16 protein-coding genes and 2 tRNA genes are annotated in these 18,798 nt (G+C 63.8%); 7 read left to right on the forward strand and 11 right to left on the reverse strand.

Going from position 1 to position 18,798, the window contains the following annotated elements; all coding sequences use genetic code 11:
• Positions 1–46: 46 nt before the first annotated feature.
• Entirely contained in the window at positions 47–796 is a 750-nt protein-coding gene (locus DESFRDRAFT_RS19540) for a UPF0280 family protein (RefSeq protein ID WP_005996882.1), read from the reverse strand.
• 93 nt (positions 797–889) lie between these two features.
• Between DESFRDRAFT_RS19540 and DESFRDRAFT_RS19545 the strand changes: the two genes are divergently transcribed.
• The gene (locus tag DESFRDRAFT_RS19545) at positions 890–1,762 is read left to right on the forward strand and encodes a glycosyltransferase family 2 protein (RefSeq protein WP_005996883.1); all 873 of its coding nucleotides are present in this window, start codon (positions 890–892) and stop codon (positions 1,760–1,762) included.
• Positions 1,763–1,920: 158 nt separating this feature from the next.
• Here DESFRDRAFT_RS19545 and DESFRDRAFT_RS19550 read toward each other — a convergent pair whose 3' ends face one another.
• Positions 1,921–2,280: a molybdenum cofactor biosynthesis protein MoaE gene (locus DESFRDRAFT_RS19550; RefSeq protein WP_005996884.1), complete on the reverse strand. Its 360-nt coding sequence runs from the start codon at positions 2,278–2,280 to the stop codon at positions 1,921–1,923.
• 28 nt (positions 2,281–2,308) lie between these two features.
• Here DESFRDRAFT_RS19550 and DESFRDRAFT_RS19555 point away from each other — a divergent pair, with 28 nt between their 5' ends.
• Positions 2,309–5,020, forward strand: coding sequence for a tetratricopeptide repeat protein (locus tag DESFRDRAFT_RS19555; protein ID WP_005996886.1), 2,712 nt, complete (start codon positions 2,309–2,311; stop codon positions 5,018–5,020).
• Positions 5,021–5,284: 264 nt separating this feature from the next.
• Here DESFRDRAFT_RS19555 and DESFRDRAFT_RS19560 read toward each other — a convergent pair whose 3' ends face one another.
• From DESFRDRAFT_RS19560 to DESFRDRAFT_RS19600, 9 genes are all read right to left on the reverse strand, one after another.
• Positions 5,285–5,602 carry a TusE/DsrC/DsvC family sulfur relay protein gene (locus DESFRDRAFT_RS19560; RefSeq protein WP_005996888.1) on the reverse strand — a complete coding sequence of 106 codons (318 nt, stop codon included), beginning with the start codon at positions 5,600–5,602 and terminating at the stop codon, positions 5,285–5,287.
• Between the two features lie 272 nt (positions 5,603–5,874).
• The gene (locus DESFRDRAFT_RS19565; protein ID WP_005996890.1) at positions 5,875–7,644 is read right to left on the reverse strand and encodes a YcaO-like family protein; all 1,770 of its coding nucleotides are present in this window, start codon (positions 7,642–7,644) and stop codon (positions 5,875–5,877) included.
• 28 nt (positions 7,645–7,672) lie between these two features.
• On the reverse strand, positions 7,673–8,404 hold the full coding sequence (locus DESFRDRAFT_RS19570) for a class I SAM-dependent methyltransferase (RefSeq protein WP_005996892.1): 732 nt from the start codon (positions 8,402–8,404) through the stop codon (positions 7,673–7,675).
• A gap of 100 nt (positions 8,405–8,504) precedes the next feature.
• Positions 8,505–8,579 (reverse strand) — tRNA-Gly (locus tag DESFRDRAFT_RS19575).
• 13 nt (positions 8,580–8,592) lie between these two features.
• Positions 8,593–8,667 (reverse strand) — tRNA-Cys (locus DESFRDRAFT_RS19580).
• A 526-nt stretch (positions 8,668–9,193) separates the two neighbouring features.
• Positions 9,194–9,649: an Hsp20/alpha crystallin family protein gene (locus DESFRDRAFT_RS19585; RefSeq protein WP_005996894.1), complete on the reverse strand. Its 456-nt coding sequence runs from the start codon at positions 9,647–9,649 to the stop codon at positions 9,194–9,196.
• A gap of 113 nt (positions 9,650–9,762) precedes the next feature.
• Positions 9,763–11,376, reverse strand: coding sequence for a glycosyltransferase (locus DESFRDRAFT_RS19590; protein ID WP_005996897.1), 1,614 nt, complete (start codon positions 11,374–11,376; stop codon positions 9,763–9,765).
• A 121-nt stretch (positions 11,377–11,497) separates the two neighbouring features.
• Positions 11,498–12,604, reverse strand: a complete 1,107-nt coding sequence (locus DESFRDRAFT_RS19595; protein WP_005996899.1) for a serine hydrolase domain-containing protein — start codon at positions 12,602–12,604, stop codon at positions 11,498–11,500.
• A 14-nt stretch (positions 12,605–12,618) separates the two neighbouring features.
• Positions 12,619–13,578, reverse strand: a complete 960-nt coding sequence (locus tag DESFRDRAFT_RS19600) for a YbgA family protein (RefSeq protein ID WP_005996901.1) — start codon at positions 13,576–13,578, stop codon at positions 12,619–12,621.
• Positions 13,579–13,706: 128 nt separating this feature from the next.
• Here DESFRDRAFT_RS19600 and DESFRDRAFT_RS19605 point away from each other — a divergent pair, with 128 nt between their 5' ends.
• From DESFRDRAFT_RS19605 to leuC, 5 genes are all read left to right on the forward strand, one after another.
• Positions 13,707–14,342 (forward strand): HAD family hydrolase, encoded by a 636-nt coding sequence (locus DESFRDRAFT_RS19605; protein ID WP_233489661.1) that lies wholly within the window; start codon positions 13,707–13,709, stop codon positions 14,340–14,342.
• Positions 14,335–14,979 carry a phosphatidylserine decarboxylase family protein gene (locus DESFRDRAFT_RS19610; RefSeq protein WP_005996905.1) on the forward strand — a complete coding sequence of 215 codons (645 nt, stop codon included), beginning with the start codon at positions 14,335–14,337 and terminating at the stop codon, positions 14,977–14,979. Before DESFRDRAFT_RS19605 ends, DESFRDRAFT_RS19610 begins: the two co-directional genes overlap by 8 nt.
• A 21-nt stretch (positions 14,980–15,000) precedes the next feature.
• Positions 15,001–15,771 carry a CDP-diacylglycerol--serine O-phosphatidyltransferase gene (pssA, locus tag DESFRDRAFT_RS19615; protein ID WP_043795366.1) on the forward strand — a complete coding sequence of 257 codons (771 nt, stop codon included), beginning with the start codon at positions 15,001–15,003 and terminating at the stop codon, positions 15,769–15,771.
• Between the two features lie 123 nt (positions 15,772–15,894).
• Complete coding sequence (locus tag DESFRDRAFT_RS19620; protein ID WP_005996909.1) at positions 15,895–17,415, forward strand: 2-isopropylmalate synthase; 1,521 nt, start codon at positions 15,895–15,897, stop codon at positions 17,413–17,415.
• An 8-nt stretch (positions 17,416–17,423) separates the two neighbouring features.
• Positions 17,424–18,683 carry a 3-isopropylmalate dehydratase large subunit gene (leuC, locus tag DESFRDRAFT_RS19625; protein ID WP_005996911.1) on the forward strand — a complete coding sequence of 420 codons (1,260 nt, stop codon included), beginning with the start codon at positions 17,424–17,426 and terminating at the stop codon, positions 18,681–18,683.
• Positions 18,684–18,798 lie beyond the last annotated feature (115 nt).

Below are 18,798 nucleotides of genomic sequence, written 5' to 3' on the forward strand. Positions count from 1 at the left end.
TTTTTAAAGGGTTTCCCCTCTCGCATTCTTCCTCTCCCTTTCTTCCTCATGCCTCAATGGCGACGAGTTCGACGTCGCCGACGACGCCGACCATCTCCCCGCATTGGGCGAAAGCCCCGCGCACGCCGCGCCGTTTCAGGCTCTCCGCCGCGGCCAGCACCGCATCCAGGTCGCCCCGGCCGGTCAGCAGATTGCCGAGCGCCGTTGCCGCCGCGTCGGCCACGGCTCCCCGGTCGGCCACGACCGTCACCATATCCGCCTGGCCGAGGCTCAAGGAGTGCCCGACCTTGCCCGAGGAGGCGCATACCGCCGCCGGCAGGTCGCCGGGCGCGAAGCGCAGGGCCAGCCGCGCCCCTTCCACAGGCCTGGCCAAAAGCGCCACCGTGCGCTCCACGGTCGAGCGCAGAAAGATATCCCCGCCGTTTTCGACCAGCAGGTTGGGCGAAAGCGCCGCGAAGCGGTCGGCCACGGCCTGTCCCATGGCCCCGGCCACGGCGGCCATGGGGCCCACGCCGAACCGGGCGGCGGCTTCGGCCATCTCCCGGGCGAGCGGCGGGGCGTCGTCGCCCGCCGTCACCGGGGTAAGGCTTTCGCGGAAATCGGGATGCAGGAGGATGTAGGCCGTCAGCTCCCGGCGCAGTTCGGAGACGAGCGCGCCGATTTCCCCGGCCAGGTTGCGTTCGGCCACGATGAAAAGGTCCGTCTGGGCCACCACCACCTGAAAGGCGGTCTCTCCGGGGCGCGCGGCCAGGTTTTGGCGGTAGGCGCGGAAGGATTCGGCATGCTCTGGCGTCATGGCGCGGTCTCCTTGGGGAGCAGTATGCCCGGGATGGGGCTTCCGGGAAAGGGGCGGCTTGGCAGGGGGGGACGGGAAATGTAGAGTCCCGTCATGGACGCGAAACGCCCTTGCGGCGACGATGATGCGACGCTGGTGTCGGCGGTCGTTCCCACCCGGGACCGGGCGGCGATGGTGGTGCGGGCGTTGGCCTCGGCGTTGGCCCAGACCCATGTCGCCATCGAGGTCATCGTGGTGGACGACGGCTCCACCGACGACACGCCGGCGGCTCTGGCGGCCATTGTCGATCCCAGATTGCGGGTGCTGCGCCACGAACCGGGCCGGGGCGTCTCGGCCGCGCGCAACAGGGGGCTGGCCGAGGCCCGGGGCGCGTATCTGGCGCTGCTCGATTCCGACGACGAGTGGCTGCCCGAAAAGACCGCCCGGCAACTGGCTTTCATGCGCCGGCAAGATCTGGCCATAAGCCAGACCCAGGAGGTCTGGATGCGCGGCGGACGGCGGGTCAATCCGGGCCAGGTCCATGGCAAGCCGGACGGCTTTTTTTTCGAACAGGCGCTCGGCCGCTGCCTGGTCAGCCCTTCCACGGTCATGTTCACCCGGGAATTTTGGGAAGAGCTCGGCGGCTTCGACGAAAGCCTGCCGGCTTGCGAGGACTACGACCTGTGGCTGCGCACGCTCATCCGCCATCCGGTGGGGCTTTTGGACGAACTGCTCGCCGTGCGCCATGGCGGCCGGCCCGATCAACTCTCGGCGATCTACGTGGGCCAGGATCTTTTCCGCATCCGCTCCATGGCCGGACTTCTCGGCCGCGGCGACCTCACACCTTGGCATAAAGACTGCATAAAAAAGGAGTTGCGGCGTAAGGCCCTGTGCTACGCCAAGGGCTGCCTCAAGCGCGACAAGCCGGAAGAAGCGGCCCGGGTGCTGGCCGTGGCGGAGAAAGCCGCCGGGGGAAAACTTTTCTGAAGAAAAGTTTTCCCCCGGACCCCCTTTCAAAAGACTTTTATAAAGGGTGCTGCCGAGTGACGGTCGAAAAGGGAAAATGTTTAGGAAAGGGAGAGCGCGAGAGGGGCGAACCCTTTGCAAAGGGTTTCCCCTCTCGCATTCTTCTTTCTTGCCTAAACCTAAGGTGCGATTTCCGTCTTGGTGATGGCTTCGGCCTTGATGCGCGTCAGCGTGTGGGTCAGGCTGGCCAGGACATGTTCCCGGATGTCGCCGGCGGCCACGATGAAAAGCAGGTCGTCGCCCGGGGCGAAGGTGCCGGCCCTGGCTTCGACCAGCACCCGGAACATGCCGGGCATGGCCTCGCCTTCCTGGCGGAACTTTTCCACCATGTCCTGGTCCACCTTGACCTCGAGCGTGGCCACGGGGGCGCCTTTGCGCGACGTGGCCCGGGCCACGCCGTTGTGCACGAGCACCATGCCGACCTTTTCGAGAAAGCCGGGCAGGGTCTTCAGTTCAGCGATGGTTTTTGAGATGTCCATGGCCGCCAAATAAGGGAGAAACGCGCCGTTGTCCACGCTTCATATTTCCGCCTTGCTGGAACATCTGCCCCATGTCGGCTCCACCCGCATGGTGCATACCGGCATCGGCGTCTGGGTGGCCTGGGACGGTCAGCTCGATCCGGGCTTCGACAGCATGCTGCTCGATCACGGCGGTTTCCGCATGGCCGGAGCCCCGGGGCAGGCCTTGTGGTTTTTCCTCGGCGACGAGGGGCTGCGGGCCTTGGGGCGCATCTCCGTCTGGGGCGGAGTCAACGCCATGCCGGTTTTTATCGAGGCGTTTCCGGCGACGTTGCTTGTCAGTCCCAAGTTCGAACTCGCCCTGTCGCTTTCCGTGGAACTCTCCCGGCAGCATGTGACGCCGACGGAATCCCTGGAGATCCTGCTGCACCCCAACCTTAAAAACCAGCTCGCCACCAATCCCGGCCTCTCGAGTTCGCCGGTCAAACCGGCCTCGGGGCTGGCCCGCATCCATTTCGAGCAACTCGAGGCCGACACGGCCCTGTCCTACGACTCTGGCCTCAGTTGGCTGGGTATCATAAAGCCCCTCGGCGATCCCTTGAGCCGCGATACGGCCGACGGCTGGCGCAACATCGCCAGGGAGCTGCTCGACATCCTCGAGCGCCTTGGCCTCAAATTCGTGCGCCACGAAGGATTTCTTATTTTCGAGATCCCGGGACTGCGCCGGCTCCGCAACTGGAGCCGCGACACCCTCTCGCGCATCATGCACCTCAAGGAGGAAGGCGAGCAGGGACATTACTGGCCAAGCGTCATGGCCGTCGTGTCGTCCAAAGGGCGCACCATGGGCAAGGACCTGCCGCGTCGCCTGGGCCTGGATTGGGACAAGCTGACCCCGGACTTTCCCCATATGACCTACCGCTCGGCCTTTTTCCTGGGAGAGGAGTTCGCCATCCATGAGGCCCGGGCGCTGTCGCGGGGAGCGTCCATCGAGGACTGGTGCAACGTCAGCCTCATAAACGCCGACGAGGAGTCCGAGCCCCAGGGCGTCCTGGCCGTGCCGCTGCCGGCCAACTTGTCCGGTGGCGATGCGGCCGTCTGCTTCTACTGCGGCCTCAACAACCACAAGCCGGGCCAATGCCCGTCCAAGGTCCTTGCCGCCCCGCGCCCGCAGCTTTGGGAGCGTTTCGGCGACGTCAACATGGATCGGCTTGAGGAAATTTCCCAGAAGCTGGATGCGGGCCTGGCCGACGACCCCGTGGCCGAGATGGCCAAGCGACTTGGCGGCAAGGAGGAAACCGACCTCATGTTGTCGGTCCTCTTCGAGATCGACCTGCCGTTTCAACTGCGCACCCTGGAGATGCTCTGGCGCAGCCGGGGCAAGGATTTGCCGGCCGGCTTTACGCAGCTCGGCCCCAAGGAAGGCGACTATTTCTGGGCGGCCCTGGCCGCGTTGCGCGAGGGGAACGCCGATAACTACGAAACCCATATAGGGCAAGCCCTGGCCAAGTATCCCCGGGCCTACCAACCCAAATCCCTGCAGGGCTTCCACGCCATGGAGGCCGGAGACTGGACCAAGGCGGTCTATTACTGGCAGGAATCCGGGCGGCTTTGCTACAATGCCATGCAACGCGGGTATTTCTTGTGTTTGCAAGCCCGCAGCTTCGAGGTGCAGGGCGATTGCCACAAGGCCATCGCCTTGTACCGGGATACGCTCAAGGAATGCCCCAAATGGCTCGAGCCCGTTTATCGCCAGGGGGTGTGCCTGGTGAAGATGGGATTCACCGACCAGGGCATGCAGATTTTCGGCAAGCTGCTTACCGGTGATCCGACGATGTTCAATCGGGTGATGGTGGATCCGGAACTGGAGCGCGGCCGGCCGCACATTCTGGCCGCCTTGTGGCACATCTGGAAGCAGGCCCAGGACAGCGGCGCCGCGCTGCTTGGCGCGCTTGGGGAACTGTCGCAATCGCTTCGGGACCGCTTTCTGGAGGGCGAACCGTATCTGGTCGAAGCCGAGGCCCGTATAGAAAGCTTGAGCAAGCTCGCCAAGCAGGGAAACTACGTGGCCTTCAAGCGGATGGAAGACGGCGTGGCCGAGGTCAAGGAAGCGGTGCAAAAAAAGGTCGAGGCCGAGGTCAAGGCCATGCTGCAAAGCCAGGCCCGCCAGTTCGACGAACTTAAGTCCGTGCAGCGCGAGGCCGCCTGGTTCCCGTTTCCGGCGCTTCTGCGCGAGTTCAACCGGGATTTCAATTTCTGCGCCACCAAGCTCAACTGGATGCGCACCTCTTCCATGGACGAGGCGGAAAATTTCCATAAGAGCCGTGAATTCCTGCCCGAGGTCGACGAGCGCATCCGCACCTTGCGCACCCGGCTCATCACGCTTCGCATCGTGCGCGACGCGACGTTTTTCTGCATGCTGCTCGGCCGTAACTTCATGTGGATGGAAGTGCTGAGCCTGGGGCTGTCGTTGGTGCTGGTGCCGGTATTCGTCTACCTGTTCCAGCGCTCGGGCCAGGCCTGGATGGCCAGCATGATGGAGCAGCAGAAGTGGCAGCTGCAAAAGGGGCTGGTCATCATATTGACCATCGCCGCCGTCGGCCTTGCCGCCATCAAGACGGCCATGACCTTCGAGGGGAAAAAGCGCAAGCTCTTCAAGCTGGCCGAGGAAGGGAAATTGCCGAAGAAAAAGCCCAAGCCGAAGAAAAAGCCCAAGGTGAAGGCCAAGGCGAAAGTCAAGGCCACGGCCAAGGCGAAGAAATAGAAAAGGGCGCGAGAGGGGGCGCGCAATGGCGCGCGCCGAGGGGAATGCCCAGGCTTGGCGGAATGCGCTTTGTGGGAGGATGTCCTTGGAGGGGGCCAGCCCTTTTTCTCCTACGATGGCGGTGTGGTGTGGGATATCCTAAGCGAAAGACGTGATGCTTGGAGCCATGCGGTCGGAGCGGGCCGGCTGTGGAGAGGATGCGCGCGGACGAAAAAAAGGCGGCGAGTCGCCCCGCCGCCTTTCTTTCCTCGAGGAACGTGTGGCCTAGACGCAGCCGGTGGGCTTGGGCAGGCCAGCCATCTTGCAGGCTCCTTTGCCCGGTCCAGACGGGAACAGCTCATAGATGTGCTTCAGCTTGAACCCGGTCACCTTGGACAGGATGCGGACCATGGGGGCGATGCCGTTTTTCTTGTAGTAGTCCTGGAGGAATTCGATGACCTTGTTGTGCTCCGGGGTGAGTTCCTTGATGCCCTCGGAGTCCTTCACGTAGTCAACCCACTCGAGGTTCCAGTCCTCGAATTTTTGCAGGAAGCCGTCTTCGTCGACTTCGAAAGAGTGGCCTTTGTACTCGACAGTTGCCATGCGCATCCTCCTTACAGGTTAATAAAACAAGCGCCCGGGGCGTGAGCCGTTGGCCGGGCGAATTCCAAGCGCCTCCCCGCTAGCGGGGGGCTACACCCATGAATCAGAGCACCCTTGATGCCCGATGGGTCGTGATTGTCAGGGAGCTGTGTGACGATCCGGCTCCCGCGTTACTTTTCATACGTAAGCTGCAAAAGAGGTTCTTGTCAATGATTTTCCCAAGAAACGCGGTCTGTCTATGACAAAATTGTGCAATAAGTCACGATGTTGCATCAAATGTTCGGCAAATCGCGCCTGCCGCCGATCCGTTCCAGCGCCTCCCGGGCAAAGGCGATGTCGCCGTCGAGGGTCAGCGCCGCGCCCAGATGATGCGCGGCCAGATCCAGCCGGCCGAGCCGCTCCTGACATAATCCCAGGTTGGCCAGATCCATGGCCGAGCCCGCGTCCAGGGCCAGGGCGGCCTCGAAATCCGCCGCCGCCGCCTCGTAGTCGCCGGCCTTGAACCGGCTGACGCCGCGCAGGTTGTAGTACTCCTTGACCGCCGGGGAAAGCGCGATGGCCCGGTCGAGGGGAGCGGCGAGTTCCGGACCGAACCGGCCCAGAAGCGACAGGGCGTGGGCCTGGTAAAAGGCGGCCAGTGCCCGGTCCTCGTCGTCGGGCTGGAGCGCCTCGGCCCGGGTGAAGGCGGGCAGGGCCTCTTCGGGATCGCCCAGGCGCAGGGCGAAGAGGCCTTCGAAAAAGGGCAGAAACGGCGCGTTGGGGTATATCCCGGCCAGTTTGGCCAGGCCCGGCGCGGCGATGTGCGGCGGGGCCTTTTCGGCCAGCAGCCGGCCTGTGAAAAGCCCGAGCGAGGCGTTTGGCGTGCGCTCGCGAAAGGCGAAACCGGGTACGATATTGTAGTTGGCGGCAAGTTCCAGGACCGGGTGGGTGGTGTCCACCGTTAAAAGCGGATGGCCCAATGCCGACAGCTCGTCCGCCAGGATGGCCAGTTCCTCGGCGATGTCGCCGCGCTCGAGGCGCGGCAGGCTGTCCAGGGAGGTTTGCGGCCCGGAAAAAAGCCAGCCCGCCTCCTCCAGGGTCACGAACTTGGGCAGGCCCGAGGCCTCGTAATTGCTGCTCGTCTCGAAATCGCCCGCGAGCTGGGCCACTTCGGTCAGGGCCCGGATGGCGGCCTTGGCCGGCGAGGCGGCGGTGCCGGCGGTGAAGACGATTTCCGAGGCGTCGGGAAAGGTGGCCGGATCGTAGGCAATGGCGGCCACCGTCGGCACGGGCATGGCAAGCGTGAAGTCCTTGAGCCATACCCGGATGCCCTCCCGGGCGAAGGCGGCGAGGAGGTCCGCCAGCACCGGGTCGTCGATGGCGGCCGTATCGATGGTGGGCAGGGGCGGGCGGTCGCGGTCGATGACCGCGCATACGTGGCGCTCCACCAGTTCGCAGGCCCCCTGGAGCACGGATTCCTCGAAGCAGTTCCCGGCCGAGGATCCGTTGAACTCGTTTAACATCTTAAACCAGTCCAGGGGCAGGACCACGTCGCGCCCGGCGGCGATGTTCCGGGCCGGGGCGAAACGCCAGGGGTAGAGCTCGAGGACCCGGCGGGCCGTATCGTCGTCGATGTCCTCGCCGACGCTGTGGCGCATCAGCGATGCCGGAGCCAGCGCGTCGCCGAAACGCGCCTCTGCTTCGGACCAGATCGCCTCGGTAAAGCGGCTCGGATCGGCCCAGAAGGAAAAGAAGCTGAAGCGCTCGGCCAATTCCATGAGCGCCGAGGCCTCGGCCTGTTCGGGGGAGGCCCCTTTGCCCATCTGCTTGCGGGTGGGCATGACGGCCCGGGCGGTTTCGCCGCAAAGGCTCATGAAGACCGGAATGCCGAGGCGTCCGGTGTCGATGCGCTTGGTTTCGGCCAACACCCCGGCCCCAAGGCGGGCGAAGGCGGCCTTGGCCCGGTCCACGGTTTCGGTCGGGGGGCAGATTTTATCCTGGTCGCGGACGTAGCCCTTGGGCCTTGCGGTCAGGCCGGCGCGGGCGAGAAGACTGTTGTCCATGGGTTGCGTCTCGGGAAAATGCGCGGCGTCAGATCTGTTTGCGCGGGCGCATGCGGTAGACCTGGCACAGCTTGCGTTCGGGTTCGCCGTTTTCGGGATTGTTTTCCTTGTAGCCGATCACGCGTTCGGCCACCTGGAATTCCTTTTCGGCCGGCCCCAGAAACTTGCTGGCCCGGCGGGTGAAGTCCTTGGCCAGGACGACTTCCGCGTCCGGGGCCGTACCGATGTGTGCGAGCAGGAATTTGAGCAGCCCCCGGTAGATGTTTTCCAGGTAGAGCACTTCCGAGCCCAGGATGACGTCGAAGCGCCGTCCCAGCCGGTCGGCGGAAAAATCGGCCCGGGCCACGTCCGCCCGGTCGCCCAGGCCGTTGTGGAGGATGTTGATCTTGGAAAAAAGCAGGGCGTCGGGGTGGATATCGGTAATGAGGGCGTGAAACCCCTGGGCGGCGGCGAAAAGACCGCAGATGCCGACCCCCGCGCCGATTTCGATCAGGGTGCGGCCCTGTCCCGGGTCGAGGTGGGTGAGGAAATGCCCGAGCAGCATGGAGGCCGGCCAGATCTTGGCCCAGTACGGGAGTTCGATGGGGCCGGCGCCGGTACGCTTCGCCAGTCGGTCGACCAGGGCCTCGAGGTCGGCGATCTGGAGGATTTGCAGGGTGACGCCGCCGATGGTCACGGGTTCGAAGCGGACGTCGTAACGGGCTTTGGCCGCGTCGAGTAACTCGTCGAGGGGTGCGGAAAGGGGGACTTCTTGGCTCACGATGGCTCTCGTTTGGTATGGAAGGCCGCCAATAGCGCAAAAGCCGAAGGCTGGCAAAGAAAAAGGGCCGGCTTTGGGGCCGGCCCTCGGGATTGCGAAGTGGAGCGGGAAACGGGATTTGAACCCGCGACTTCAACCTTGGCAAGGTTGCACTCTACCACTGAGTTATTCCCGCTCATGATCGGCTGTGGAGGCGGCATCCGGATTTGAACCGGAGAATGGAGGTTTTGCAGACCTCTGCCTTACCACTTGGCTATGCCGCCTCGTTTCAAAGACCCGTATATCTACTTGCATCCGGCCCGGTTGTCAAACATTTTCTCAATCTTTTTTCGTCCGGTCCGGAGCGGCGGGGCGGCCGCCGTTGCCGAGGAAGGATTTCTGCCAAATGAGGGCCCCGACGTCAACCGGAAATGTTCCATGGGGTATGATTATTTTTCAACATATTAAAATATTTAATTTAATTTGACGAAGAAACGACCGTTTTTTCACAGTCCGGCCCGCGTTTTTCCTGGAAGGCACCGGTGGGGCCTGGGGCGGTCGGTTCGGAAAGATGGCCCGCGAGGTCGGGAAAGGGGGGGGGCGGGACGCAAGGCCCGCCCCAGGTCTGGTGGAAAGGGGCTGGGCGGGGAACAGGCGTCGAGTCCGGCCCGCAACGGGACGGAAGAGCCGGGAAGTGACGGCAGGCGGGGAAGCGGCCGCGACCCGGATGCGGGAACGGGGCCGATTGTCCTGGCCACAAAAAACGCCGGGACCTTGCGGTCCCGGCGTTCGGCTGGGGAAAAAGAGGGCCTAGCCTTCGATGGTGATCTTCTTGGCGGATTCCGCCGCATCCAGGGGAAGGGTGATGGTGAGCACGCCCTTGTCGAAGCGGGCCTTGGCCTCGACTTCCTTCACCTTGCCCGGCAGGGGCACGCAGCGGGAAAAGGAGCCGTAGGCGCGTTCGATGCGGTGGTAGTCGTCCTTTTTCTCTTCGTCCTCGAACTTCTTTTCGCCGCGCAGCACGAGCGTGTCGTTTTCAATGGTGATTTCCACGTCCTTCGGCTCGATGCCGGGCAACTCCGCCTTGACCGTCACCACGCCGTCGGCTTCGCTGACGTCCACGGCCGGGTAGCCCACATCTTTGAACAGGTTGGGCAACGCGCCAAAAGGTTCGCTCCAGAAATCCTCCATCAAATCGGCCATGCTCATGGGGCGCTTGGTGGCCAGGGATTTTTCCCGAAGACGCGGCAGAAGATTCTTGAACATAATCCTACCTCCCATCATTACAGGATAGTGTGATTACATCCCAAAATATTGGCATGCGAAGCGGTTTTGTCAAGAGAGGGCCGGCACGACGGCCAACTGCGCAACCGTGTCCTTTAACTGTGTAAATTCAACGAATCGAGGGCGGCCAGGGCGTCTTTGTGTTCGTACCATTTGTAATGGAACTTGATGTCGTTGCCCATGATGCTGCCCTGGCTGGCCAGATTGAGCTTGCTGCGGATGGAGGTGCCGGATTCCTGACGATGCACGCAGGTCACCGTGCCGCAGTAAAAGACCTTCCAGCCGGCCATACACAGTTGCAGGTCGTGGTCCGTGTCGTCGATCTGCGAGGGCGAGTAGCGGATATCGAAGGCCGGGGCATCGTCAAGCGAGGCCACCCGCAACAGGTGCTGGCAGCCCATAACCACGCGGGTTTCCCGGATCACGTCGTAAAGTCCGATGTCGTATTGCTGGTAGGGGGTCGGCAGGCTCACCCGGATGGCGTCCTCGTGGGTCAGGGACACGTGGCGGTAGAGGTATTGCAGCAGCCGGTACTTCCCGGGAAAGACGACCTTGCAGCCGACGTTGCCGATGCGGGGATCGGACTCGGCCACGGTCAGCATGTGGGCCAGCCAGTCGGGTTGCAGGTAGACGTCGTCGTCGAGGAAGGCCACGTAGTCGCTTTCCCGGGTCGTAGGCTGGGCCAGAAGCCAGTTGCGGGCCGCCGGCGCGCCGATGTTGACCGGGAGGGTGATGATCTCCACCTCGTTGTCCGGGAAAAGGTCCCTGGCTTTTTGGGCGACGGCCAGGCTGTCATCGGTGCAACCGTTCAGCAGCACCTTGATGCGGGCCGGGCCTATGGCGCAGTGCGACAGGCTCTCCAGGGTTTCGCCAAGGATCTTGGCCTTGTTGAAGCTGTAGAGATAGATGCACACGCGTTTGGTGTGCACGAGGCCGTGGTCTGGCTGGAAGGGCTGGCGCAGGGCGTCCAGGCGCAGGGCGTAGGGGCGTTGCAGCGGATCGAGGGCAAAGGCCCGCTCGTAAAGGGCCATGGCCCCGTCGATGTCCCCGGCCCGGCGCAGCATTTCCGCCGCCCGGCTCAAGGTGAAGGGGTCGTCCGCCTGTCCCTTGACCTGTTCCCACAGCGGCAGGGCGGCCGCGTCGTTGCCGAGTCCCGCATAATGGTTGAAGAGTTTTTTTTGCCACAGCGGCAGGAGCACCTTTGGGCACCGGAATCCGGCCAGGGCCTTGCATGGTGGTTGCCCGTCGAAGAAATCCATATGCAGCAGCATGTTGGCGTACTGGACGGCCATGGGATGGCGGGCGAGGACGTTTGTGCAGATGGAGCGGATCTCCCGGCCCTGAAACTTGAAGGATGCCCGGCGTATTTGATTGTACAGCTCCGGTTCGACATGTGTGCCCTCGAGGACTTTCTGCAGCGCTTCCGCGCCGGGCGTGAGGCCGGACGTGATGCCGATGCCGAGGATGTTGGGGTCGAAATGCTCGAGCTGCACGGCCGAGCGGATGGCCTCTTCGAGGAGTTGCCGCGCCTCGTCGGAAAGGTCCTTCTGGGATTCGGCCAGCAGCCGGTTGATGAAGGACACGGCCATGGGGACGTCGACCTGGAACGTATCAAGGTAATTCTTATAGTAACGACAGGCCTGTTCCAGGTTCAGGACAGCCAGTTCGCCGCCGATGCCGACGAGTTTTTCCGTATCGCCCAGTGCCATGCTGCCTCCGAAGAAGGTTGTCGTTGCGGCGGACGCGCGGCCCTGATCCGGTCGCGCGTCCACTGTGGGGGCGACGCTTGGCCGCCGAAAAAAACATGCAAATACAATACCGGGTGGCGGCTTACGGCTGTGTCTTGCCCGTGAGCAGGGAAAGGAGTTTCCAGCCATAATCCGACAGGTCCCCTTCGGTATCGGCCAGAAGCACCACCGCCGCCTGATCCTCGGGCGACATGAGCACCAAGGCGAAATAGCCGCCCGAGCGCCCGGCGTGAAGCACGTATTCCTTGCCGCCGAAATTCATCACGTTCCAGAAAAGCCCGATATAGAGCGTGGGAATCGAGTTGACGTGCTTGCGCGGCAGCTGGGCCAGTTTCATGGACGGCAGAAGCGGCGTGGGCGTGATTCCGGTTTCGGCCGCGGCGTAGGCGAGCAGATCGTTGGCCGTGGAGCGAAACGCCCCGGCACCCTCGAGTCCCGTCACCTGCCAGTTGGGCAGGATATGGCCCGCGGCGTCGTGGCCGTGGGTCATGCGGGCCGCCTGGTCCTCGGAAAGCGTGATCGTCGTGTCGTGCATGAAAAGCGGCGAACAAAGCCGCGTTTTGACCATCCGCTCGTAGTCCGTGTCCCACAGGCGGGCCAGCAAGTAGCCGGTGAGGCCGGCGCCGGTGTTGCTGTAGTGGAACTCACGGCCGATGGGCGCGATGCGCTTGGCCGTTTTGAGGTAGTCCAGCAGCTTGGCCGTCGAATAGCCGGCCAAAGGATTGCGGGGGTCCTTCCCGGGCAGGTTGTCCGGCGCTTCGGGCAGCCCCGAGGTGTGGGTGGCAAGGTCGAGGAAGCTTACCCAGTACAGCGGCGAGTCCTCGGTGATGATCCCATGCGGCAGATAGAGCCGGATGGGGTCGGACGCGCGCACGCGGCCCTCCATGATCGCCTGGGCCAGCATTTCGCCGGTGAAGGTTTTGGTGATGGAGCCGATCTCGAAAAGCGTGTGCCCGTCCGGGGGGTGGGAAAGACGGCCTTCGCCGCCGTGGCCGAAGCCGTAGACGACCCGGCCGGTCGTATCGAGAAAGCCGACCGCCAACCCGTGCACCTTGCCGGATCGGGTGAGCTTTCCCACCACCCGGGACACGGCCGTCTTGGTCGGCAGGCCGCCCTCGGCCCGGGCCGTCGCGGGCATTGCCAGGGCCAGGGCAAAAAGGAGAAAAACGAACGGAGAAAGTGGACGCATGGTCTGGCCTTTATCTACGCGTGGTTGCGCAGTTTGAGCTCCACGGGATGCGGATGCAGGTAATACTGGTCCTTGAGATAGGCCACGTCGTACTTGCGGGTGTAGTGGGCGAGCAGGGTGACGGGCACGACAAGCGGCAAAAGTCCGGTGCGGTATTGGGTGATCAGTTCGCCAAGCTCGGCCTTTTCATCGGCGCTGAGCAGTTTCTTGAAATAGCCCGCGATATGCTCGAGCACGTTGGCGTGCTTGGCCGGGGTGGCGGCCAGGGAAAGCGCCCGCATGAGCGCGGTCTCGTAGGAGACGCGCAGGGCGTCGGCGGACCATTTCTTGGCTTCGGCCGTAAGCCGCCCGAGGTGGCGGGCCATCTCCGGGCTGTGGGACATGAGCAGCAGCTTGTGGCGGGTCGTAAAATCCACCAGCCGGGCGGGCAGGCTTGTCGTCCCGTCCCCGGCCAAGGCTTTTCGCCAGCGGTTCAGGGTGAAGATGCGTTCGATGAAGTTTTCCCGGAGCTTCTCGTCATGCAGGCGTCCCTCGTCCTCGGCCGGGATCAAGGGAAAGCGGTCCATGAAGGCCCGGGCGAAAAGTCCCACGCCCTTGGGCACGGGCACCCCCTGGTCGTTATACACCTTGACCCGGGTGTAGCCGCTGGACGGGGACTTGGATTTGAAAATATAGCCGCACAGATCCTCCCGGGCCAGTTCCTCCACGCGCCGGGCGGCAAAGGCGCGCATCTTGTCCGTCAGGTCCAGGCCGGTTTTGATGGTGACCAGCCTTGGCGCTGCCGGATCACCGACAAGGCGCATGGGTTCGCGCGGCACGGACAGGCCGCATTCCACTTCCGGGCAGACAGGCACGAATTCGAAAAAACGGCCGAGCGTCTCGACGACGTAGGCGTCGCGCTTGTGCCCGCCGTCGTAGCGCACGGGCTGGCCAAGCAGGCAGGCGCTGACGCCGACGCGAATCGATTCGGACATGGAGTTGGCCCCGATGAAGTATTCCCGGCTTGATCGGCGCGGGGTTAGCGGCTAAAGGCTCTGACTGACTTGCGGCACATTACGGACTTTGGGGCGCCAAGGGAAGGAGCGGACGCGATTTGGACCAGGTGCGAAACGGACTTTGCCCGTTGGATACGGCGCTTTTCGATTTCGGCGGCGTGTTGGCCGAAGAGGGCTTTTTCAAGGGACTCACAGCCATTGCCGAGCAGGCCGGGCGTGATCCGGAGACGGTCGTGCCCGTGGCCTACGAGATGGCCTGGAGCACGGGGTTTGTCGTCGGCGGCTGCGACGAGGCCGGATTCTGGCAGGCGTTTCGCGACGCCACGGGCATTGCCAGCGACGACGCGGCGCTCACCGAGATGGTGCTGTCGCGCTTTACGCCCCGGCCCTTCATGTTCGCCATTGTCGACGCGGCCAGGGCCGCCGGCATGAAGACCGCCATTTTGAGCGACCAGACCGTCTGGCTGCCCCGACTCGACGCAAAATACGACGTTTTTTCCCACTTCGACGCGGTGTTCAACAGCTACGACCACGGCGTGACCAAACGGGACGCGGCTTTTTTCGAGCTGGCCCTTTCGCGCCTTGGCAGCGACCCCGCCGCCACGCTTTTTATTGACGACGCGCCGCGAAATGTGGATCTTGCCCGTTCGCTTGGCCTGCGCGGCATATTATATACGGACAAGGCTTCCTTTCTGCGCGAGTTGGCCGCCGCCTGTCCGCTGCTCGGAGAACCCCATGTATAATCCCATCTGCGGCTTGGCCCGCGACGGTCTGCCGATCATCGGTTTTTTCGCCCTGGCTTCGCTCGTGTGCGCCTTCCTGCGCTGGCCGGTGCCGGCCGTGATTCTGCTTGCGGCCACCGCCTTTTCGCTGAATTTCTTCCGCGACCCCGACCGTTCGCCGCCGAGCGGCTGCGGGCTGGCCGTGGCCCCGGCCGACGGCGTGGTCTGCAAGCTCGGCGAGGCGACCGATCCCATCTCCGGCGAGACGCGGCAGGTGGTGTGCATTTTCATGAACATCTTCAACGTCCACGTGAACCGCTCGCCCATCGACGCTACGGTGTCGGAGGTGCGCTACATCCCGGGCAAGTTCTTCAACGCCTCCCTCGACAAGGCCTCCACGGACAACGAGCGCAACATCCTGTCGCTCACCGATGCCGACGGCGGGAAGTGGTCCGTGGTCCAGATCGCGGGGCTCATCGCCCGGCGCATCGTGTGCAAGGCCGCCCCTGGGGACAGGCTTTCGCGCGGCGAGCGCTACGGCATGATCAAGTTCGGGTCCCGGCTTGACGTCTATTTGCCACGTGGTTATCATCCTGCCGTGACAATGGGGCAGAAAACCACGGCCGGCTTGACCGTTCTGGCGAAAAAAGACGACTAGCCCCTGTCCGCCGACCTCTCCATGGAAGAAAAAATGACCCAGAGCCGGGCGCGCAGGAGCGTCTACATCCTGCCCAACCTGTTTACCACGGCGAGCCTTTTCGCCGGGTTTCTGGGCGCGATCTGGGCCATCGAGGGCCGGTTCGACATGACCGCCCTGGCCATTCTTTTTTCCTGCCTCTTCGACGGCCTCGACGGCAAGGTGGCCCGGCTCACCGGCACCAGCAGCGATTTCGGCGTCCAGTTCGATTCGCTCTCCGACCTTGTCGCCTTCGGCGTGACCCCGGCGATTCTCGTCTACCAGTGGCAGCTGTCCCAGTTCGGCCGGCTCGGCATCCTGGCGGCGTTCATGCTTGTGGCCTGCGGCGCCTTGCGCCTGGCCCGGTTCAACGTCATGTCCGGGGCGACGTCGTCCTCCAAGAAGTTTTTCATCGGGCTGCCCATTCCGGCCGCCGGCTGCATGATCGCGCTTTTCTTCATGTTCGAGCGCTATCTGCCCGACGATTTCGCCGCCGCCGTCATTCCCAAGGTCTGCCTCATCCTCGTCTATCTCCTGTCCTTCCTCATGGTCAGCCGCGTGCGCTACGCCTCCTTCAAGGAGTTCGGGCTGGTCAAGGCCCATCCCTTCAGCGCCATGGTCACGGCCATGCTCCTCTTCGTCGTGGTCGCCTCAGAGCCCTGGCTCATCGGCTTCCTCCTCTTTACCGCCTACCTTATCTCCGGTCCCATCTACACCTATTTCATTCTGCCGCGCCGCGCCAAGCTACGGGAGCCCCTCCAGGAGCTCTCATAATACCATTATCCCCTTTCTGACATCGCTTGTCATCGTCCGGGCCCTCGGCTACCAACACAGTTTGTTGCGCGCCGTGCGCGCTGCTTCTCCCGCGCCTATGCGGGAAACAAAGGGGAGATTCCCATGCCCGACAAGAATAGGGTATTCATTTTCGATACCACGCTCCGGGACGGCGAACAGTCGCCCGGGGCCACCATGACCCGCGAGGAAAAAATCCGCATGGCCCGCCAGCTCGAAACGCTCGGCGTGGACGTGATCGAGGCCGGATTCCCGGCCGCAAGCGTCGGCGACTTCGAGTCCGTGGCCGCCATCGCGACGACCGTGACCAAACCCGTTGTGGCCGCCCTGTGCCGTGCCCTGCCCTCGGACATCGACCGGGGCTACGAGGCCATCAAGGACGCCAAACGCAAACGTATCCATACCTTCCTCGCCACCTCGCCCCTGCACATGGAGCACAAGCTCGGCAAGACGCCGGAACAGGTGCTCCAGATGGCCGTGGCCGCCGTCAGGCACGCTGCGGCCAAGGGCGATGCCGAGGTCCAGTTTTCGGCCGAGGATGCCTCGCGCTCGGAGCGGGATTTTCTGGCCAAGGTCTGCACGGAAGTCATCGCCGCCGGGGCGACCATCATCAACATCCCGGATACCGTGGGCTACGCCCAGCCCGGCGAATTCGCCGACCTTATCCGCTTCCTGCTCTCCACCGTGCCGGGCGCGGACAAGGTGACCTTCGCCGTCCACTGCCACAACGACCTGGGCCTTGGCGTGGCCAACACCCTGGCCGCCCTCGAGGCCGGTGCGCGGCAAGCCGAGGTGACGCTTTCCGGCATCGGTGAACGGGCCGGCAACGCGTCGCTCGAACAGGTGGTCATGGCGCTCAACACCCGCCCCAACTACTATCATCTGGATACCGGCATCGTGACCGAGGAGATATTTCCCTCCTGCCGTCGCCTCTCCGGCATCATCGGCCAACCGATTCCGCCCTATGCGCCGGTCATCGGCCGCAACGCCTTTGCCCACGAGTCCGGCATCCACCAGCACGGCGTGCTTAAGGATCGCCGCACCTACGAGATCATGACCGCCGAAAGCATCGGCCGCAAGGGCGCGGTGGTGGTGCTCGGCAAGCACTCCGGCCGCCATGCCCTGGACGCCAAGGTCAAGGAACTCAATTATACGCTCAACGACGACGAGCTGAAGATCGTCTTTGACGCGGTCAAGGAACTGGCCGACCGCAAGCAGAATATCCTCGACGAGGACATCGAGGCGCTCATCCTCGAAAAGATCCTGCGTCGGCCCGACCATTTCGCCCTGCGCCACATCTCCGTGCACTGCGGCAACGTGGAACTCGCGCCCATGGCCGTGGTCCAGATGCTCGTGAACGGCAAGGAAGTGCGCCAGTACTCGTCCGGCTCCGGCCCGGTCGACGCGGCCTTCAACGCCGTGTGCGCCGCCGTGGGCCGCAAGCCCGATCTCGAGGAATTCCACATCAACGCCATCACCGGCGGCACCGACGCTCAGGGCGAGGTGACCGTTCGCGTGCGCGAAGGGGCCGCCACGTCCGTCGGGCGCGGCGTCCACGACGATGTCATCATGGCCAGCACCCTGGCTTTCATCAATGCCCTTAATCGGTTGGCCAAAAAGGAGTAGAAGAGGATATGCCCGCAACGTTAGCAGAAAAACTTCTCCAGGCGCACAGCGACGAACAGGTCACCGGACCCGGACAGATCGTGCGCTGCCGGCTGTCCCTGGTCCTGGCCAACGACATCACCGCGCCGCTCGCCATCAAGGCCTTCAAGAAGATGGGCGCCACCGCCGTCTTCGACAAGGACAAGGTGGCCATCGTGGCCGACCACTTCACCCCCAACAAGGACATTGCCTCGGCCGAGCAGGTGAAGGTCTGCCGCGAATTCGCCAAGGAGATGGGCATCACCCATTACTACGAGGGCGGCAATGTCGGCGTCGAGCACGCGCTTTTGCCGGAACTCGGCCTTGTCGGTCCGGGCGACGTGGTCATCGGCGCGGACTCCCATACCTGCACCTACGGCGGCCTCGGGGCCTTTGCCACGGGCATGGGCTCCACGGACATCGCCGGCGGCATGGCCCTTGGCGAAACCTGGTTCAAGGTGCCGCCCACCATCCAGGTCGTGCTGACCGGCACCCTCGGCAAGTACGTCGGGGGCAAGGATCTGATGCTGGCCCTTATCGGGACCATCGGCGTTTCCGGCGCGCTCTACAAGGCCCTGGAATTCACCGGTCCGTTGGCCTCCGAGCTTTCCGTCGAGGGCCGCATGACCATGTCCAACATGGCCATCGAGGCCGGCGGCAAGGTCGGGCTTTTCGTCGCCGACACCAAGACCCTGGACTTCGCCGCCAAGGCCGGCCGCACGGGCGATACGCCCCTGGCCGCCGATCCGGGCGCGGCCTACGAACGCACCGTGACCATCGACGCCACCGGCATGGAAGTGCAGATCGCCTGCCCGCACCTGCCGGAAAACGTCAAGCCCGTGTCCGAAGTGGCCGGGCTTCGCATCGACCAGTCCGTCATCGGCTCCTGCACCAACGGCCGCATCGAGGACCTGCGCCAGGCCGCTTCGATCCTCAAGGGCAAGAAGGTCTCCCGCGACGTGCGCTGCATCGTCCTGCCGGCCACCCCCGCCATCTGGCGGCAGGCCCTGGCCGAAGGGCTCATCGAGACCTTCATGGACGCCGGCTGCGTGGTTGGTCCCGCCACCTGCGGGCCGTGCCTCGGCGGCCATATGGGAATCCTGGCCGGCGGAGAGCGGGCCATCGCCACCACCAACCGCAACTTCAAGGGCCGTATGGGCAGCCTCGAAAGCGAAGTCTACCTGTCCGGCCCGGCTGCCGCCGCCGCCGCCGCCATCGCCGGCGAGATCATCGACCCGGCCAAAGTGTAATGGAGAGATGAAGGAATGCCTCCGGCGGCCAGGAGGGGCCATAGGCCCCTCCTGGACCACCCCTCCAAGGATACGGGGGTATGACCGGTGGAGTTGACCATTCGATAAAAGTTTT

Source organism: Solidesulfovibrio fructosivorans JJ], from assembly GCF_000179555.1.
Classification (GTDB): Bacteria; Desulfobacterota; Desulfovibrionia; order Desulfovibrionales; family Desulfovibrionaceae; genus Solidesulfovibrio; species Solidesulfovibrio fructosivorans.

Excerpts from the sequence above, each read along its gene's own strand:
- DESFRDRAFT_RS19540 (WP_005996882.1), bottom strand. The coding sequence starts at position 796 with ATGACGCCAGAGCATGCCGAATCCTTCCGCGCCTACCGCCAAAACCTG.
- DESFRDRAFT_RS19545 (WP_005996883.1), top strand. The coding sequence starts at position 890 with ATGGACGCGAAACGCCCTTGCGGCGACGATGATGCGACGCTGGTGTCG.
- DESFRDRAFT_RS19550 (WP_005996884.1), bottom strand. The coding sequence starts at position 2,280 with ATGGACATCTCAAAAACCATCGCTGAACTGAAGACCCTGCCCGGCTTT.
- DESFRDRAFT_RS19560 (WP_005996888.1), bottom strand. The coding sequence starts at position 5,602 with ATGGCAACTGTCGAGTACAAAGGCCACTCTTTCGAAGTCGACGAAGAC.
- DESFRDRAFT_RS19565 (WP_005996890.1), bottom strand. The coding sequence starts at position 7,644 with ATGGACAACAGTCTTCTCGCCCGCGCCGGCCTGACCGCAAGGCCCAAG.
- DESFRDRAFT_RS19585 (WP_005996894.1), bottom strand. The coding sequence starts at position 9,649 with ATGTTCAAGAATCTTCTGCCGCGTCTTCGGGAAAAATCCCTGGCCACC.
- DESFRDRAFT_RS19590 (WP_005996897.1), bottom strand. The coding sequence starts at position 11,376 with ATGGCACTGGGCGATACGGAAAAACTCGTCGGCATCGGCGGCGAACTG.
- DESFRDRAFT_RS19595 (WP_005996899.1), bottom strand. The coding sequence starts at position 12,604 with ATGCGTCCACTTTCTCCGTTCGTTTTTCTCCTTTTTGCCCTGGCCCTG.
- DESFRDRAFT_RS19600 (WP_005996901.1), bottom strand. The coding sequence starts at position 13,578 with ATGTCCGAATCGATTCGCGTCGGCGTCAGCGCCTGCCTGCTTGGCCAG.
- DESFRDRAFT_RS19610 (WP_005996905.1), top strand. The coding sequence starts at position 14,335 with ATGTATAATCCCATCTGCGGCTTGGCCCGCGACGGTCTGCCGATCATC.
- pssA (WP_043795366.1), top strand. The coding sequence starts at position 15,001 with ATGGAAGAAAAAATGACCCAGAGCCGGGCGCGCAGGAGCGTCTACATC.
- DESFRDRAFT_RS19620 (WP_005996909.1), top strand. The coding sequence starts at position 15,895 with ATGCCCGACAAGAATAGGGTATTCATTTTCGATACCACGCTCCGGGAC.
- leuC (WP_005996911.1), top strand. The coding sequence starts at position 17,424 with ATGCCCGCAACGTTAGCAGAAAAACTTCTCCAGGCGCACAGCGACGAA.